20 protein-coding genes, 2 pseudogenes and 1 other annotated feature are annotated in these 16,769 nt (G+C 38.3%); of the genes and pseudogenes, 11 read left to right on the top strand and 11 right to left on the bottom strand.

The window, feature by feature from the left end; all coding sequences use genetic code 11:
- From KTHG_RS21425 to KTHG_RS15225, 5 genes are all read right to left on the bottom strand, one after another.
- Nucleotides 1-651: hypothetical protein (locus KTHG_RS21425; protein ID WP_147633130.1), on the bottom strand; the 651-nt coding region annotated here is incomplete at its 3' end.
- A 275-nt stretch (nucleotides 652-926) separates the two neighbouring features.
- Complete coding sequence (locus KTHG_RS15210; RefSeq protein WP_255512487.1) at nucleotides 927-1,778, bottom strand: NAD-dependent epimerase/dehydratase family protein; 852 nt, start codon at nucleotides 1,776-1,778, stop codon at nucleotides 927-929.
- Nucleotides 1,779-1,836: 58 nt separating this feature from the next.
- The gene (locus KTHG_RS15215) at nucleotides 1,837-2,826 is read right to left on the bottom strand and encodes a YhdH/YhfP family quinone oxidoreductase (protein WP_126990399.1); all 990 of its coding nucleotides are present in this window, start codon (nucleotides 2,824-2,826) and stop codon (nucleotides 1,837-1,839) included.
- 91 nt (nucleotides 2,827-2,917) lie between these two features.
- Nucleotides 2,918-3,790, bottom strand: coding sequence for a phosphotransferase enzyme family protein (locus tag KTHG_RS15220; protein WP_186439650.1), 873 nt, complete (start codon nucleotides 3,788-3,790; stop codon nucleotides 2,918-2,920).
- A 19-nt stretch (nucleotides 3,791-3,809) separates the two neighbouring features.
- Nucleotides 3,810-4,283: a hypothetical protein gene (locus tag KTHG_RS15225; RefSeq protein WP_139994798.1), complete on the bottom strand. Its 474-nt coding sequence runs from the start codon at nucleotides 4,281-4,283 to the stop codon at nucleotides 3,810-3,812.
- A gap of 131 nt (nucleotides 4,284-4,414) precedes the next feature.
- Here KTHG_RS15225 and KTHG_RS15230 point away from each other — a divergent pair, with 131 nt between their 5' ends.
- Both KTHG_RS15230 and KTHG_RS15235 read left to right on the top strand, forming a co-directional pair.
- Nucleotides 4,415-4,708 (top strand): ArsR/SmtB family transcription factor, encoded by a 294-nt coding sequence (locus KTHG_RS15230; RefSeq protein ID WP_233600551.1) that lies wholly within the window; start codon nucleotides 4,415-4,417, stop codon nucleotides 4,706-4,708.
- A 51-nt stretch (nucleotides 4,709-4,759) separates the two neighbouring features.
- Nucleotides 4,760-4,984, top strand: coding sequence for a hypothetical protein (locus tag KTHG_RS15235; protein WP_126990403.1), 225 nt, complete (start codon nucleotides 4,760-4,762; stop codon nucleotides 4,982-4,984).
- Nucleotides 4,985-5,119: 135 nt separating this feature from the next.
- On the opposite strand, the gene KTHG_RS15240 is transcribed toward KTHG_RS15235, so the two are convergent.
- A complete protein-coding gene (locus KTHG_RS15240; RefSeq protein ID WP_186439651.1) occupies nucleotides 5,120-5,572 on the bottom strand; it encodes a GNAT family N-acetyltransferase in 453 nt (150 codons plus the stop codon).
- 246 nt (nucleotides 5,573-5,818) lie between these two features.
- Nucleotides 5,819-6,075, top strand: a binding site (T-box leader).
- Nucleotides 6,076-6,153: 78 nt separating this feature from the next.
- Between KTHG_RS15240 and KTHG_RS15245 the strand changes: the two genes are divergently transcribed.
- Together KTHG_RS15245 and KTHG_RS15250 are read left to right on the top strand one after the other, a co-directional pair.
- On the top strand, nucleotides 6,154-7,509 hold the full coding sequence (locus tag KTHG_RS15245; RefSeq protein ID WP_126990405.1) for an amino acid permease: 1,356 nt from the start codon (nucleotides 6,154-6,156) through the stop codon (nucleotides 7,507-7,509).
- A 218-nt stretch (nucleotides 7,510-7,727) separates the two neighbouring features.
- Nucleotides 7,728-7,931 (top strand): hypothetical protein, encoded by a 204-nt coding sequence (locus KTHG_RS15250; RefSeq protein ID WP_126990406.1) that lies wholly within the window; start codon nucleotides 7,728-7,730, stop codon nucleotides 7,929-7,931.
- 97 nt (nucleotides 7,932-8,028) lie between these two features.
- On the opposite strand, the gene KTHG_RS15255 is transcribed toward KTHG_RS15250, so the two are convergent.
- Nucleotides 8,029-8,967, bottom strand: a complete 939-nt coding sequence (locus tag KTHG_RS15255; protein ID WP_126990407.1) for a bile acid:sodium symporter family protein — start codon at nucleotides 8,965-8,967, stop codon at nucleotides 8,029-8,031.
- A gap of 137 nt (nucleotides 8,968-9,104) precedes the next feature.
- Between KTHG_RS15255 and KTHG_RS21430 the strand changes: the two genes are divergently transcribed.
- From KTHG_RS21430 to KTHG_RS22280, 5 genes and pseudogenes are all read left to right on the top strand, one after another.
- The gene (locus tag KTHG_RS21430) at nucleotides 9,105-9,281 is read left to right on the top strand and encodes a hypothetical protein (protein WP_186439652.1); all 177 of its coding nucleotides are present in this window, start codon (nucleotides 9,105-9,107) and stop codon (nucleotides 9,279-9,281) included.
- A 103-nt stretch (nucleotides 9,282-9,384) separates the two neighbouring features.
- Entirely contained in the window at nucleotides 9,385-9,870 is a 486-nt protein-coding gene (locus KTHG_RS15260) for an RNA polymerase sigma factor (protein ID WP_158620997.1), read from the top strand.
- A 3-nt stretch (nucleotides 9,871-9,873) separates the two neighbouring features.
- Nucleotides 9,874-10,716: an anti sigma factor C-terminal domain-containing protein gene (locus tag KTHG_RS15265; RefSeq protein WP_139994802.1), complete on the top strand. Its 843-nt coding sequence runs from the start codon at nucleotides 9,874-9,876 to the stop codon at nucleotides 10,714-10,716.
- 1 nt (nucleotide 10,717) lies between these two features.
- Nucleotides 10,718-10,990 (top strand): hypothetical protein, encoded by a 273-nt coding sequence (locus KTHG_RS15270; RefSeq protein ID WP_126990410.1) that lies wholly within the window; start codon nucleotides 10,718-10,720, stop codon nucleotides 10,988-10,990.
- 349 nt (nucleotides 10,991-11,339) lie between these two features.
- Nucleotides 11,340-11,612 (top strand): annotated as a pseudogene (locus KTHG_RS22280) (IS3 family transposase); the annotation flags it as partial.
- 156 nt (nucleotides 11,613-11,768) lie between these two features.
- On the opposite strand, the gene KTHG_RS15280 reads toward KTHG_RS22280, so the two are convergent.
- Nucleotides 11,769-12,104 carry a hypothetical protein gene (locus KTHG_RS15280; protein ID WP_139994806.1) on the bottom strand — a complete coding sequence of 112 codons (336 nt, stop codon included), beginning with the start codon at nucleotides 12,102-12,104 and terminating at the stop codon, nucleotides 11,769-11,771.
- A gap of 436 nt (nucleotides 12,105-12,540) precedes the next feature.
- On the opposite strand from KTHG_RS15280, the gene KTHG_RS15285 reads away from it, so the two are divergent.
- Nucleotides 12,541-12,807 carry a hypothetical protein gene (locus KTHG_RS15285; protein ID WP_139994808.1) on the top strand — a complete coding sequence of 89 codons (267 nt, stop codon included), beginning with the start codon at nucleotides 12,541-12,543 and terminating at the stop codon, nucleotides 12,805-12,807.
- Nucleotides 12,804-13,244 (top strand): terpene synthase, encoded by a 441-nt coding sequence (locus KTHG_RS15290; RefSeq protein WP_139994810.1) that lies wholly within the window; start codon nucleotides 12,804-12,806, stop codon nucleotides 13,242-13,244. The genes KTHG_RS15285 and KTHG_RS15290 overlap by 4 nt, the downstream gene beginning before the upstream one ends.
- 131 nt (nucleotides 13,245-13,375) lie before the next feature.
- Here the strand turns inward: KTHG_RS15290 and abc-f are convergent.
- The 3 genes and pseudogenes from abc-f to KTHG_RS15305 form a co-directional block, all read right to left on the bottom strand.
- A pseudogene (gene abc-f / locus KTHG_RS15295) lies at nucleotides 13,376-14,826 on the bottom strand (ribosomal protection-like ABC-F family protein).
- Nucleotides 14,827-15,072: 246 nt separating this feature from the next.
- Nucleotides 15,073-15,948 (bottom strand): M23 family metallopeptidase, encoded by an 876-nt coding sequence (locus KTHG_RS15300; protein WP_186439653.1) that lies wholly within the window; start codon nucleotides 15,946-15,948, stop codon nucleotides 15,073-15,075.
- 290 nt (nucleotides 15,949-16,238) lie between these two features.
- Entirely contained in the window at nucleotides 16,239-16,628 is a 390-nt protein-coding gene (locus KTHG_RS15305) for a hypothetical protein (protein ID WP_139994814.1), read from the bottom strand.
- Between the last annotated feature and the right edge of the window lie 141 nt (nucleotides 16,629-16,769).

The raw sequence follows: 16,769 nt of genomic DNA on the forward strand, positions 1-16,769 counted from the left end.
TAATTGTTGGTGCTCATACTGTGTGAATAAATCAAAATTCCCGATAGTTGTTTTGTATTTCGTACGGATTTTTTTCATTTGATCACCGTACACACTAATAGTTTTATAGTTAGCCGCACGTTGCTCCCAGTTTTTCTCATGCCCTAACTCTTCATTAATAACCGTTAGTGTCGCATGATAATGCTTTAAAAACTTTACTTGTACGGCTGTTAGAGTCCCTGAATTTAATACATTTTCCACAACCTGAATCGAACCGTCCACTTTTTCAGGATACGTATTCACGTTTTCTGTTACATCCTGATGGTATTGCTTTAAGAGCATAACGACTTCTTCAGGTGCAAAATATGGCTTCGCATCTTCTGTTTCACTGTAATCTTTCGCAGCTCTTTTTAATTTATTTTCGAGTGCAGATGCCGGATACTCTTTTTGATTTTCATTTGTGCTAATCTTAGCGGCTGTCTTAGATACAGAATCTTCTTTTTCAGCAACAGTTTCGTTCGCATTAGAAGCTTGCTCTGTCTTTACAGTTTCTTCTGGTTTCGCCACATCATTCTGTGAAGGCTTGTTCACTAGAAAAATCGTAAAAATAACGACGAGAATACCTAGACCACTTAACACACCTATTATCGTTTTTTTATTGTATTTATTCATAATTTTCGATTTACTTGTTGCACCAAGTAAATAACTCCACTCCCTTAGAATATAGTATTATTCTTTTTATAAACATATATAAAACACAAATATATAATATATGTTTTTTTTACATAATACTAATTGTATAGGTGAGGAAAGTATTTTGAAATTACAATTCGATTAAATAATAACTATAGTGTGATAAAAAAGTCATGTTTTTTTAATATTATTAATATTAGATGTATTTTTTTACTATTAAAGATGAAATTGGTATTTTTAATTCTTTAAAAAGCTTAAATAATTCCTTTACTTCTTAATAGTTGAACTTCTTCCTTTAAACCTTTTTCTATTGAACGTGGATTATAATTAAATTCCTTTTTAGCATTCGCGTGTGAATAGGACTTATGCTCCTGCAGCCTTAGCACTTGCTCAGTGGAAATAATAGGTTTGGGTGTTAAATTATATAGACGAATAAGGAATAACGCCATATTATAAGGGATTTTCACTATGAAAACGTTACGACCAAGCTGTTTTGTAATAAAGCGTACGATTTCTCCATATGTTAAGACACTCCCACCTGATAAATCAAAATGAGCATTACGAATATCTGGACGTTGATACACACTATAAATCGCTTGACCTAAATCTTCCACATGGACAGGCTGCATTAACGCTTCCCCTTGTCCAAACACTGCAAATGCCGGCGCTTTATTTAAAAAGCGAATTAATTTTTGCATATTATGATCGCGTTCATTTCCATAAATCATTGTAGGACGTAAAATGACATAGCTTGTATGTTCAAATGTTTGATTAAAAAGACGGGTTTCAATTTCTTGGTAAAGTGCATTACAAGAACGGTAGCGAGAATAAATTCCCGTAGTATGCACAGCTATCACGCGCGGTACATGGTATTTTTCAGCTAATGAGATTAACAACTCTGTATAACGAATATTTGCGATATGAATAATTTCTTTAAATTGATACCGCTGAAATAGGGATTCAACAAATACTGCATCTGTCAAATCCCCTTTTTCACAAATAATAGTATCAGGGAAATTTTGAATTTTTCTACTCACTGTCACGATTTCTTCATTTAAACAGTGCTTCAAAAATTCCTGTCCTGTATTTCCAGTTAATCCGGTCACGAAAATCAATACCTTCACCTCTTCATTACGACTTTTAAAACGAAACAATTCATTATGTTTATGAGAGTGCAATAATTGTACGGCCTAAATGCTCACCTTTTTTAATAGCTTCAATTGTTTCTGGTACTTGTTCAAGTGTAATTTCATCACTTAATGTGGTTTGTGCAATATGCCATGTTGTCGCAAGCTTTTGCCATACAGCCTGTCGCTCTTCAGCTGGGAAAAACACCGAATCAATCCCTAGCAAGTGAATACCACGAAGAATAAATGGTAAGACAGTCGTTGATAATTTAATACCTCCTGCATTACCGCACATACTAATGCTACCACCGTAATGAATCAGCGGTATAATCGCTGCCGCAACATCGCCACCAACCGTATCGACTACATAATGATATTGTTGTTTGCCAAGTGGTTTCTTTTGTTCCTCTAGTGTGCTTGCAAAGACGACTTCCGTTGCGCCAAGTGATGTCGCAATCTCTACTTGATGCTCTTTTCGTACAAGCGCTGTAATATTTTCATAGCCAAGCTTCGCTAAAATTTGAATCGCCACACTACCAACGCCACCTGTTGCGCCGGTCACTAAAATCGATGGCTGCTTATCAGGTGTCATACCATCCTGCTCTAACGCTTGAATAGATAGCGCTGCTGTAAATCCGGCTGTACCGTAAATCATCGCCTCTTTAAGTGATAAACCATCCGGTAATGGGACGACCCACTCGGCGGGAATACGCGCATACTCGGCAAAGCCACCTGTATGAGTAATACCTGTACCAAATCCAGTCACAAGCACTTGTTGTTGTTCACTAAACTGTGGGGCATCGGAATGAATGACAGTCCCACTCAAATCAATCCCTGGAATCATCGGATAATCGCGAATGACGCCACCCTTTTCTTGTACCGCGAGCATATCTTTATAGTTGATAGATGAATAAGCTACCTTAATCAATACTTCCCCTGCTGATAAGTCATCGAGTGTAATCGCTTCTACAGCATATGTAACCTCATCTTGCTCTTTTTTTACGATAATTGCATTAAATTGTTCCATCTTATCCCTTCTTCCCCTACATAGTTTCGTTCTACACCAAAAATTAACATTTGCTACTAAGCTTTGTCAAACGACATCCTACTTACCCGTGTTATAGACTGTATGGATGCTGCAATAATTTTGCAAGCGCCACAAACAGCGCATATTGCTCGTCATTGCCCCAGTCCTCTGCTGCATCAGCCATCAGCCACAGCACCTCATCTAAAAATAAATGATGTACGACAGCCTGCCAATGCTCGTGCTCACTAGCAGTTAATGTAATAGACTCGCCGTAGCCTTTCATAAACTCTCGCCACTGTTGCTCTGTAAAGGGCTGATTGCTTACTTCATTATGGAAAAGTAGAAGCACAAGCGCTAAATCTACAATACGCGGTAAAAAGGTTGCATTATCTGGATCGATAACGACTGGCTGCGGGGTATATACTAAATTTTGCGCTTTATAATCATAGGGTGATGCAACCATGGGTAGTGGCTGCTGTGCTAATTCCTGCTGACGCAACACAGCCTCTTCAAGTATGTCTGTCGCGAGCACAAATTCTCGCTTCGATTCCACTGCATGCTGTTGAATCGTCGCCAAATCCTCTGCTAATTCCTCTAGCGTAAAATCATAGACACCATAAACATCTAAAGAATAGACATTTGTTGATGCAGAAGCGGCATGAATCTTCCCAAGAAGTCGTCCTGCTGCCTGAATATCCTCAAGAGATTCGTTATAAATACGGCCTTCTATAAAGGGATACATTGTAAAGATACGCTCTTCGAATAATTGACGCGGTGCAATTGGCGCAACAATCGCAATAGCTCGTCGCTGTAAATCCTCTAGAAACAACGTCAAATCATGCTTTTTTTGTGTACGCTTCACAATAACGGAACCTATTTTAAAAACAGGTGAGTACGGATAAATACTCTGTGGTGCTTCCGACACCTGAAGACCAAATTGCTGCAATAATTTTTTTGCATCCATTCTAACACCTCTTTCTTTATTAAAGTTCATCTGTATCTAACTCAACTGCATAGGACATGCCTAAATAACGATAATGAATTTCCACACTAGTAATCGGTTGCTTATTCATAATAGACAATCCATATACATTCATCGATTCTTTAGCATTCAATTGCTCCTCAATCATTCCTTTTTTAATATGCCCATCCTTTAAACTCACAAAATGAACATCCTTTGCTTCCGGAGAATGAAATGTATCAACTAACACAAAGCCCTGCTCCGCATTATTAATTTGCATTTTAACATCGGTAGGCTCTTCGTTATTATTAATCAATACATCGGTTAGTTGAATATCACGAAAGCCCTTATTACCTAACTCGATAATAATAGATGTTCGATCACCATTTGTACTAAATGCGCCATGTTCTAAAGGTGGCGTTTTTTGCAGCCACATCCCCGCACCGACAACTAGTAAGGTCATAATAAGCGCTATACTGACTACTATTTTTTTCATTACAGCTCACTCCTTTTTTTACATAATAATAATTATATACCATCTATTTACATTTCGTATCACCTGTAATATAATTATTACATATGAAACCTATTACTAATGGCGACGAGCTACTTTTGTTTTTGGAGGCTTTGTCTAATCCACATCGTTTGAGAATTATTCGTATTTTAGCGACTGGCAAGCAATATGTGAGTCAGTTGGCAAGAGAGCTTGGCATGAGCAGGCCCCTTCTCTACTTACATTTACAAAAACTTGAAGAGGCACACATTGTTTCAAGTGATATGGAATTGCTCGATAGTGGGAAGGCAGCGAAATACTATACATTAAATTCATTCGAACTGGAATTAAATGAGGCACTTATTTCTACCCTAGCACCATCTCTTACACTGAAGAAAAAAACCAAGGAGGATGACTCAAAACAATAGCAAGCCATAAGGAATCAGTAAACAAATTTAAATGAATGGAGTAATTAACAGATGACAAATATGGGCGATATGTTTTTTACAGCAATAATGTTTGGTATTCTTTTAATACCGATTATTTTAATTATTTTTGCACTCGTTGCTTACAAGAAAAGCATGAAACGTGCAGAGGAAAAATTAAAAATTGAGAAGCAACAAACCTTTACACTTCAAAACCAAGTAACAGAGTTAACAACTCGCGTGGAAAAACTCGAAAATGTATTGCGAGAAGTTGATTAATTAAAAAAAGGCTGGGACATACGTGTAAAAACAACCACTCCTATGAGCATAAGAAAAACCGAAATCGCACTGTGGCGCGATTTCGGTTTTTCGTTGCGAACCCTAAAAAAGAAAAATAACGTGCTTTGTCCCAGCCTATTTTTCATATTTAAATAAAATTAATTTTGGCGTTAGCTGTGTTTCCTTTGTTTTTTTGTAGCCAAACTTCTCGTAAAAATGATGATTTCGAAAGCTTAAATACGGCGTATACAGTGTCCAAAGTTTCACATTCGGAAATTTCTCCTCTAAAAAATGTATCGACATCGTGCCCAGTCCTTTATTTTGATAGGCTGGTGAAATGAATACTTTATCGATATGCATGCGTTCATCATTGCCTCGTGCATCAAGAGCGCCAATAATCTCGTCATCGTCTAAAATCGTAAAATGATGAAAAGTGCGAATATTTTCCGCTAGCTTCTCATATGTTTCACAGGCAGGATTGGTTTCAACATCGTCATATTTTGCTAAATCTTCTTGGAAGGCAGCCTGTTGAATAGGTAGTAACGCATCAATATCCGCTCGTTCTGATTTTCTAAATACTATGGTCAAATGAAGCCCCCCTCTCATAATTTCACATTATTATACAGCTGTTAATTTGCATGTCAAATCCATTTAGTTAATACTTAAATAGCGCGATAATCACTAAAATAATATGTCTCTTTTTTTCTACTTTACCGAATAAAATGACTTATTAAAACCTCCTTTCGATAAAAATGATGTTATTTTCTATCGTATTATATTGACAAAATTTTTAGTTGCGATAGAATTAAAGACAATTCAAAACATTTGTATAAAACAAAGGCTATGAAAAGAAATAGTATCAATTTATTTTTACAGACAGAAAGCTACCGGTTTGATGAGAGGTGCATGTAAAACGATTGAGAATTCATCTTGGAGCTGTGTACCGAAAAGTTGATTCTAAGTAGGCTACACCGGTAGGCATCCGTAATCATGTGCAAAAGTATCGTCACGTATTGACTGTACTTTCTAAGGTAAGTAATGTAAGTTGCTTATGAATTAAAGGTGGTAACACGAGTTGAATCGTCCTTTTGGGTAATCCAAAGGGACGTTTTTTTTATGCTTTTTGCACAAATCATTTGAAAAATCCACACTATAAGGAGTACAAAGTTATGAAAGAAAATCATGAAGAACCACAATTAAAACGTGGGTTAAGCAATCGCCATATGCAGTTAATTGCACTTGGTGGCTCAATTGGGGTCGGCTTATTTTATGGTTCAAGCTCAACGATTCAATTAGCTGGACCTGCTGTATTATTAGCCTATTTAATTGGTGGCTTAGTTATCTTTACAATTATGCGTGCACTTGGTGAAATGGCTGTAGCTGAGCCTATTTCCGGTTCATTCAGTACGTATGCGAATAAATATTTAGGAAAATTTGCTGGCTTCTTAACGGGCTGGACGTATTGGTTCATGTGGATTGTCGTTGGGATGGCTGAACTAACAGTCGTCGGCGTCTATATCAATTACTGGTTCCCTGACATTCCACAATGGGTAACAGCACTTGTTGTCCTTGTATTAATGACACTGATCAACTTAGCAGCTGTAAAAATTTATGGTGAATTTGAATTCTGGTTCGCGATGATTAAGGTCGTTGCCATCGTTGCGATGATTCTAGTCGGCTTATGCATCATTTTCTTTGGTGTTGGTAATGGCGGCGAGCCAACCGGCATTAGCAATCTGTGGGAACATGGTGGCTTCATGCCAAACGGCTTTGAAGGCCTGCTTATGTGTTTCGTGTTAGTGATGTTCTCATTCGGTGGTGTTGAGCTTGTTGGGGTAACAGCAGGCGAGGCGAAAAACCCTACAAAAACGGTACCAAAAGCAATCAACAACATCGTATGGCGTATTTTAATTTTCTACATTGGGGCACTTGGTGTAATGATGGCCATCTACCCTTGGACTGAAGTTGGTTCAAATGGTAGCCCATTCGTACAAATTTTCGATGGTATTGGGATTCCTGCAGCCGCACATATTATTAACTTCGTTGTCATTACCGCTGCAGTATCTGCATTCAACAGTGGTCTATACGGCTCTGGTCGTATGCTATTTAACTTATCACTACAAAATCAAGGTCCAAAGGTATTCAAGAAAGTTAGTAAAAACGGGACACCTGTACGTGGGATTTTATTCTCGTCTGCAATGCTTCTAATCGGCGTTGTCCTAAACTATATTGTGCCAGAGCAAGTCTTCACCTACATTTCTGCCGTCGCAACAGTTGCCGTTATTACGAGCTGGACGATTATCTTATGTACACAAATTAAATTCCGTAAATCAAAATCAAAACAAGAAGTATCTGCTCTTCAATTCAAAATGCCTTGGCATCCGATTTCTTCATATATTGCACTTGCATTCCTATTAATGGTTGTTGTCCTAATGGCCTTCATTCCTGCAATGCGCGTCGCCTTATATGTAGCACCAGTTTGGTTCCTGATTCTGTTCATCGGCTATAAAGGGCTTAAAAAATAAAAAAAGTACAACAGTCTTTCGAGATTGTTGTATTTTTTTATACTTACATATAGTAAAAACTTCGAGAAAATCTTATATTGATGCATTGTGTTAAAGGAACTTAAAAAAATCATTCGCTTCAACAAGCATCTGATAACAAGAAATTTTTAAGACTTCAAATGATGCAACCTTCACACGAACGATACGTTGGTATTACTAACAAATAAGGAGGTATTTATATGGGATTTTGGTATTTTCTTATGTTAATTATCGGCGGTATGATCGTCAGTGTAGCTCTTATCAAACATTCAAAAAGCAATGCGGCAAAATGGTCTAAAGTATTTGTTGGTGCCGGTATGATGACGGTGGCGCTATTCATGTTCCAAGATGGTAGTGCAGAAATTGTCGATAGCCTGTTGCAGTCAATGAATATTCGTTTATAAGCATATATAAAAAAGCAGGAATCCTCCACAAAATCACCCTTTCATCCACCCATTATGCAAAAAAAGCCAAGCACCGTCTAGTGCCTGGCTTTTATCGTTATTTTTTTGGTTGTCGATTTGCCCAAATCGTCGCGATAATAGGTCCCGAAATATTATGCCATACCGCCGCAAAGGCACTTGGCAATGCAGTCATCGGCTCTGCCGCAAAATGCGCTTTCGCAAGTGATACGCCTAGTCCAGAATTTTGCATACCAACCTCAATACTGATGGCACGACGGTCTTGCACGCTTAACTTCATTAATTTCGCTGCAAAATAACCGAGTAATAGCCCTGCTCCGTTGTGTAGGAATACCGCTAAAAATACAAGAATACCTGCAGAAGCAATATTTTGCTGATTGCCACCCACTACTGCTGAAACGATAATAATAATTGCCACAACCGAAATTAATGGCACAACCGAAATACTTTTCTCGACAACAGTTGGCATTAATTTTTGAATAATAATACCAAGCACAATCGGTACGATAATTACTAAAATAATCGATTTAAACATCGCGATTGGATCAACTGGCATCCATTGACCTGCAAGGAAATACAGCAATGCCGGTGTCATAATCGGTGCTAAAATTGTTGAGCAAGATGTCATTGTAATTGATAATGGCACATTTCCTTTTGCTAAATAAACCATAACATTTGAAGCAGTTCCACCAGGTACAGAGCCTAATAGTACAAGACCCGCTGCTAATTGTGGTGGTAAATTTAACATGTATGCAATCGCAACTGCTGTTAGTGGCATAACCGTAAATTGTGCGATTAAGCCGATAATAACAGGCTTTGGATGCGTCAAAATTAATTTAAAGTCTGCTCCCTTTAATGTTAAGCCCATACCGAACATCACGATACCTAGTAATAACGTGATATACGGCGCGAAGCCAACGAATGTAGATGGTGTTAAGTATGCAATAACGGCGATTAGTAAAACAAGGACCGCAAAATATTTCCCTGCGAATTGACTAATTGATTCTAAAATTTTCATATGTATCCCCCTAAAACTAAATTCAAGAATTTTCTGATAATTAAAATAATAACGAACTTAGGACAATTTGTAAATATATTATTTTCCACAAATTTCATGTTATAATGAAATAGAAATATTTAATAGAAAGCGGATGTATGATGTCAAAAGCACGAATTCTCTTTTTAATCATTATCACAGTCGTTATCGCAGCACTTTGCTGGATTACGTATGCAGGTGGTCGTGGTGATTTAGCCATTTATTATGTGATTGGCTTTGTTTTACTAATCGTTTTAGAAATCGTCCGTATCATCACGCAGAAAAAAACAAAATAACGGACCGAAGAATCGTTTCAAACGGTTCTTTTTTTATGCAGTAAAAAAATTTGCAACGTTTTTCCAGTTGCTACGTTGATTAGGTGAAAGGATGACTGATGCGATGGAATCTATCGATGAACTGTTTGCACTGCACTCGAGGGATCTTTTACATTATATTGCAAGTATTATTAAAGACCCGATGCAAGCAGAAGATGTATTACAAGAAACATTTTATAAGGCGTACGTTGCGCTCGATTCCTATGAAGGCACGAACATTCGCCCTTGGCTTTTTACAATTGCAAGGCATGCAAGTATGGACTATTTTCGAAAGCAGAAAAGATTAGTCGTTACAGATGAGCAATTTTTTTCTTCGCTCGCGGAGGATTTTGAGCTCGAGCAGCAGCTTTTTAATAAGTTGCTTTTAGAGGATACATTTGCGTATTTGGCGACTTTTCCGAAAAAACAGCAAAAGCTCTTTTTATTAAAAATTGTGCACCATTTAAGCTATGAAGAATGCTCAGAAATTATGAAATTATCTGTATCCGCATGTAAGAGCCATATTTTTCGCATGCGCGCAGAAATTAAAAAACATGTAGAAAGGGATTAGATTATGGATACACAAAAAATCATTTTACACGCAAAGCAGCGCGCTAAGTGGAATACAATCATTGTATTATTAACAATTATTTTAGCGATTTCGCCCATTATTTATATGCTGTCGATTACCTACTATGCGGCGAATGACCGCGCAAATAACCTTATTGCACGTACGACCGCACTTTATGCTTTAACGGATCCGGCCGTTGATATGAATCCAACAACTGTACAAACAACCATTTCGCCACTTTTTAATCTAACATTTGAAGCGGAACTTGAGGAACAGTATGCAAGACAGGATTATACGGTTGGTAGCTACGAAGCTCATTATGGATTGACAACGAAAACGGCCGAAAAAATAGCCATGAATTACCCCACTCCAGCAGATCAGCAGTTCCCAAAATATTTTACTGCTACGGATTTTCAATTGGATATGAAAGAAATTCCCGATGATAAGTGGATAACTGTATTCGCGATTTTTAACAAAAATTATACCGAGGATGAGCTACAGGTATTTTTACGCCATAATGTTTCGGTACTATGGAGTGCAGTAGACACTGGGCTAGAAGAAGAAATTCTTACTTCTACGGCAGACACGTACCCACTTATTGGCTATCCGATGACAAAGAGCGTAGATGGTGAACAAACCGAAGAATCTTTTTTAAAGCAACTTGAACGACTAGCTGAATCACCACAGCAGCCTATTGATTTGGCAGCTAAAAAACGACTAGCCTATGTAAAAGAGCATGGCATTTCCATTTATGGTGGGACACTTTCCTTAAAGGGGAGCGCTTTAAAGAAACTAATGGATATGCATTTGATTCAAAAATTCAAATTGCTACAGGAGGATATGTAAGATGACAAAATCAACAGGCTTTTTCACACTCGGACTCCTTGCAGCTGGCGCTAGCCTCTTCACGTTATTTTTATTAAATATCGCGCTCTTTACACATACCCCCTTTATTGGGATGTGGTACGTACCACTCGTGAGCCTCGTATTAGCATGTATAGCCTTAACACAAAAGGCATCACGCAAATACGGCTTGTATGCACTTCTACTTACGAGCTGCACCGTACTTATTGCCGCTGTTATTTTATGGGGATTGGTTTCAATTAATGGCGCTTATTGAAAAAAACGGTATCACCTATCGAACTAACCTAAAAATCTGAGACAACATAAAAAGTAAAAGACACGTTCATGGGTATACAATCTTTGGAGGTGTTTTTTGATGGGCAAAAAACAAACGGATTCATACGAAACAAAAATGAAAGCCACTCGAGATAAAGTTAGCAAATGTGCCAGTGAATGAAATGATGAAGGTATGTGAGATTAAAAATAATACACAGATTTATTAATGGGTGAAGTGGTATCAAGATGGAGAGGTGCATCGATTACAACAGCCTCTTGGAAAACAATACAGCTATGGAAAAGGACAATTACAAGAAGATTTAGATGAAGGGATAGCGCATAACAATCCGCAAGCGGTCAAAGAAAAAGGCATTATCATGAGCATGTCCCGTAAAGGCATGCCCGCTGATAACGCCATCATTGAAACGTTTCACGCCAGTCTAAAGTGCGAAACGTTTTATCTTGAAGGGCTTTTGAGAACGACAAATGACGTTGTCGTTCAAACCGTTCAAGCATACATCAACTACGATAATCATACGCGAATTTTGGCAAAGTTAAACCACCTTTCTCCAGTTGAATACCGGAAAAAGATGGTTAAACAAGAATTTGACGGCGACTCCTAGGGGAGCCCTTAGCATGAGTGGAAGACCCCGCAGTGAGCTTGCGAGCGAGGCGGCTTCCGCCATGCCCCAGGAAAGCGTCCGTCAAATTTAGCTGAAAGAACGTGTCTTTTTTTTGTCTCACTTTCGTGTGTCAGTTCCTATCATGGTGCCGGTTTTTTATTTTGCTAAAGAACCTTGTCCAATAACTTCTTTGCCACGATCATCTAAATAAACAACGACATTTCCTTGTTTGTTCGTTTTAGAATCCAGAAAGACAATTTCATAGGCTTTGTCTTTTGCATAATCGGACTCAATCGCCTTTACTAAGGCATCTTTCACCTCTATTTTCTTAACCGTCGAATTTGTTGGCGAAACCTCAATACGTTTTTGGTCGTCGTCACTTAAAGAATTGTAAGCAAGCATTTCTTTTGAATTAGCAGTTGTTGTATCCTCAGCGCAGCCTGACATCAAAAGTGCGATTACTGGAAGAACAGATGCAATTATTTTTTTCATATACTTTCCCCTCCTGTTAAATCGAACGGATAAATTAGCATTTTGTTCCTTATTTGACTATTTATTATTAAAGACAGCCGAATTCCATCATTGTATTGTTATACTTACTACATAAAGGAGGGCTAATTATTTTCTATTTTTTCATTCCTACTATTATTGGTATTGGTCTCGTTATCTTCGGAGCGATAAAATATTCCAATATCATTATTACACTTGGCGCTAATGTTATCGTAGCACCTAATGCATTATTTATTGGCACAATGGCCACTGACCCACCAGGGAGTACACTAGCTGATTTTCTTAAAGGATTTTTTTTCGTCCAAATTATACCGCTGTTGATTCTTCTCTATTTTATTATTTTAAAAATCATTAACGTGATTAAAAAGCAGCCTACTGAAAATACATAATAATTAAATTACATTAGGGAGGGCATCTTATGCCACTATCATTCGTGGCCATTATTGGCATTGCCGTCATTATTTTTGGTGCTATTATGCATTCAGCAATTTTAATCACACTTGGCGTCAATTTAATTGTAGCCCCTATATCTTATATAGGTGGCACCCTCTTAGCTGGTGGACCAGATGCTACCATTATTGATTTTTTCAAAGGATTTCTCACTTTTCAACTCATTCCGCTTCTATTTCTTATTTTCTTTATCATAAGAAGAAGTCGTAAAATCCTAAAAGGAGCTGCAAATTGATTACACTTACAAGAACACTTCGCTTAAATGAACTCGAAATTTTTAACGTTTTTAAAGACGGCGCATTGATTTGTATCACGATTCTTGAAGATACGAGACAGCCCTATAGCGAGCAGGATTTGCAACTTGACCCACTTTGCTCTATGCAGGAAGAAGATTTAATAATCGTTGAAAATGTTTTTAAATTTTACATTGTAGACGATAAACCATTATCAGCCGCGGACTCTCGATATGTTCATGAATTTTTCGCGGACCTCATTGAAACAAATGATTTCACCAATTTCATTATGCAAGATTTTGTGTACCCAGATATGTATGAGTTAATCGATTTACATAAGCTGAATGCCTATCAAAAAATCTTACAGCATGTCGGTTCCTCATACAAAATACCACCCATCAGTAAAAATAAGTGGAACCACCTTTCCCAGCAATCATGAAAGGCTGAGACAAAACACGTCATGTTTCTTTTTTAGCGTTCGCAATAAAAAACCGGAACCGCGCCACCGCACGATTCCGGTTTTTCTTATGCTCATAGGAGAGATTGGCTTTACCAGCCTCTTTTTATTTTTCAGCGCTTTAGCTCTACTATTTTGGTCGCTACACGGTCAATAAATTGCGGGTCATGCTCGACAAAGAGCAATGTAGGCTTATAGTGCCGAAGCATTTTTTCGATTTGCTGCTGATTCCATATGTCTAAATAATTAAGTGGCTCATCCCATAAGTAAAGCTCCGCTGGCTGTCCTAATGACTTCGCAAAGGCTACCTTTTTCTTCTGCCCCGCACTCATACGCTCAATGGGTAAGTTGAAGACATCGCGCTCCATACCAAGCACACGCAAATTCGTTAAAAAATGTGTATAATCAATTTTCTGCTCCGCCGCAAATGCTTTTAATGTTCCGGCATACTCATACTGCTGTTTCACCATACTCATCGTGAGCTGTGGTGATATTAGAACTTCCCCCGTCACCTCACCGTCAGATTTCTTTGTAATAAATACGCCAGCAATGCCGTTTTCCCGCTTCCATTCGCGCCAGTAATCGCTAATTGCTCGCCCTGATAGAGCTCAAAGGAAATCGGCTGAAATAACGGCACATCTCCGTAGCTCAGCGTCAAATTCTTCACACGTAGCACAGGATTCCGATGACGAACTAGGCAATTCATCGTCAAATCACTCACCGATTCAATATTGTGTAGAAGTTTCGTTTTTTCCGTCACCTGCGCTACTACACGTTTTTCAATTGCCTTCGAACGCTTCATCATACGCGCGGCATCTGCTCGTACCTGTGCATCATGACTAGATGCCTCTTTACTTGCTGCCCACTGAGCTTTCTCCTTAGCCGTCCGATCGAGGCGATGAATTTCCGCTTTAAGTCGCTTATTTTGCGCTAGTTCATAGTGGTCCTGGTGCGCTTTTTGCTGACGATATGTTGAAAAATTCCCTTTATACAGCACAAGCTGACTGCGCTCAATCGCTAACACATGATCAATCACTTCATCTAAAAAATGACGGTCATGGCTCACTACTAAATAACCTTTTTTCGTCTTCAAATACGTAGCTAACAATGCGCGGCCCTGTGCATCTAAATGGTTCGTCGGCTCGTCTAGGAGGACATAACTAGCCTCATCACAAAATAATGCCGCAAGCAATACCTTCGTCTGCTCACCGCCTGACAATTGCTCAAATGGCTGCCAAATAATGCCCTTCTCTAACTGTAGCAACTGACACTCACGCTCAAATTTCCACTGTTCAATCGGCATCACTTCATCAATCGCCGTATAAACAGGCCAGTCCGGATGCAAAAGCTTTTGCGGGAAGTAGCGAAAGGCTGTCGTTGAAGAAATCGTTCCACTATACGCATAGTCATTCATTAATAATTTTAATAATGTCGTTTTTCCGCGACCATTTCGTCCAACTAATCCAAGTCGCCACTGTGTATCAAGCACTAAATTCACCTGTTCAAAAAGCGGTTTTTCTAATTCATCAAAGCTAAACTGTACATCTTTCAATGTAATTGGCATATCCATTCCCCCCTTAGTTGGTGAATGCATATACATTAACAATTAAAAAATCCCTCTGAAAAAAGTCAGAAGGATTCCAAGTCATTATCGATACGTATAAGAGATAATAAATGGACAAACGAATCCTATTTTAAGTGAAAATGCATATACATTTTACGTTTAAAAATAGGTTATTTGTTCATTCTATTCATCATCCCTTCCTTGTTTTGTATAGCTAGCATATACTAATTATCCAAAAATTTCAAGCTACGAAAAATCGACTAGATTGCGCACTAGCTTTCGAATGGCTGCAATAAAAGCAAACTGACTCATACTGTCAACCATTTCACCCGCAAATTCAATCAAAGCGTTATCAGGGAGTTCAAATTCCTGATGTTTTGGCATGAGAATAGTGAGCGGCTTTGCATACAGTGGGTCCGGCTGGTCCATCACACGAAAATGTACATGAGGAAATACACTATCACCCGAGTTGCCAGCGCGCGCAATCACATCACCAGTCTGCACATGCTGTCCTTTTTCGACAGCTATTTTATCTGTCGAAAGATGTGCCAGCATACTATATTCGCCGCGCTCGTGCGCCATCACAATATAATTACCAAACCGGTCGTTTTCATTTCGCATACCGATTTTATTATTTGGAATAGTTGAAACAACATCCACAACACGACCATCTGCAGGTGCTACAATTTTTGCTTCAAATGCATCTTGCTGTTCAAGTATGGATGGATGTTGCGGGTTAGCAGCCTTTGTGAAATTCAGTGTTCCTGGCATGTAAGTTGGCAGCATTGCTTGTGACATCAATATCCACTTCAATTTAACTGGTGGCTTATAGTGGTTGCGTGTTTTTTTCATACCAGAAGGCGTCTCTACAAAACGAAACTGAAAAATTTCGCCATTTTCATCTGATGCAATATGTACTTGTCTTGACATTGGTTTTTTCGTCCACACTTCATAAAACTTATTATTAAACTTTTGTGTTTCGGCAATAGCGCCGTGAAAGTGGACCATCTCCTTTTTTGCAAGTTGTTCAAATTCCTCAAAGCGCCACTTTTGCTGCAAGTCTTCCGTCATATTGTCATATAGAACACGAAAACATCCATTTAAAAATATCTTTCCATACATCGGTTTCTTTATCATCCTTTCTAAATTATAGTTGCGGTGCACGTAGGGTTGCTTCTACAAAATGAGCAAAAACCTCTTGCTCCTCCATAAACGGGAAATGATTCGACTCTTCAAATATCGTCAAAGATGCATTTGGCAAAAGCTCCGCAATTTCATAACTAAATTCGACCGGACACTGTGCATCCTGTCTACCACAAAACACATAGGTAGGGACGATCGTTTGTGGCAATTGTGCACGTAAATCAAAGGTCTTAACTGCGACTTTTCTAAAGTAATCAAGCGCGCGACCCCTAGTTTGTACTATCTAGTTTCATTGATTGTAAGATGGTCTTATCTGCTTGCTGTAGCTCTAAATCTTGGGTCAAACAATACTGTATATGTCGAATGAGCATATTTTCAAGCGTAGCTTCTTCAACGCTCCGCTGCTGATGCGCATTACTTACAATTTCATTTAATACCCACTCTACAGGTGTATTGTAATTCATATTGGAAACAGCTTTTAGTTGAACCAAATCATCAAATAGATGAATCAAAAAACTTAGCCGTATACTTTCCGTTAACAGCTCTTTTTCCAAAGCATACTCATCAATTAGAATTGTTGCTTCAACGTCCTCATAGTCGCTGAAATGGCCTTTCACATATAAAACATAGAGCTTTTGATTATTTTTTAGTTTATTCATCCATATCGCCCTCAACTTTTTTAATTTCAGATGTTCTAGCCCTTTCTAAATACGTTGAGTTATTACTATCTGATAAAGTAACACATCCTAAACGAGAAACTTTCACAATCACTAACATTTTTCCGTTGTATACTACTCGAT

Source organism: Kurthia sp. Dielmo, from assembly GCF_000307285.2.
Taxonomy (GTDB): Bacteria; Bacillota; Bacilli; order Bacillales_A; family Planococcaceae; genus Kurthia; species Kurthia populi.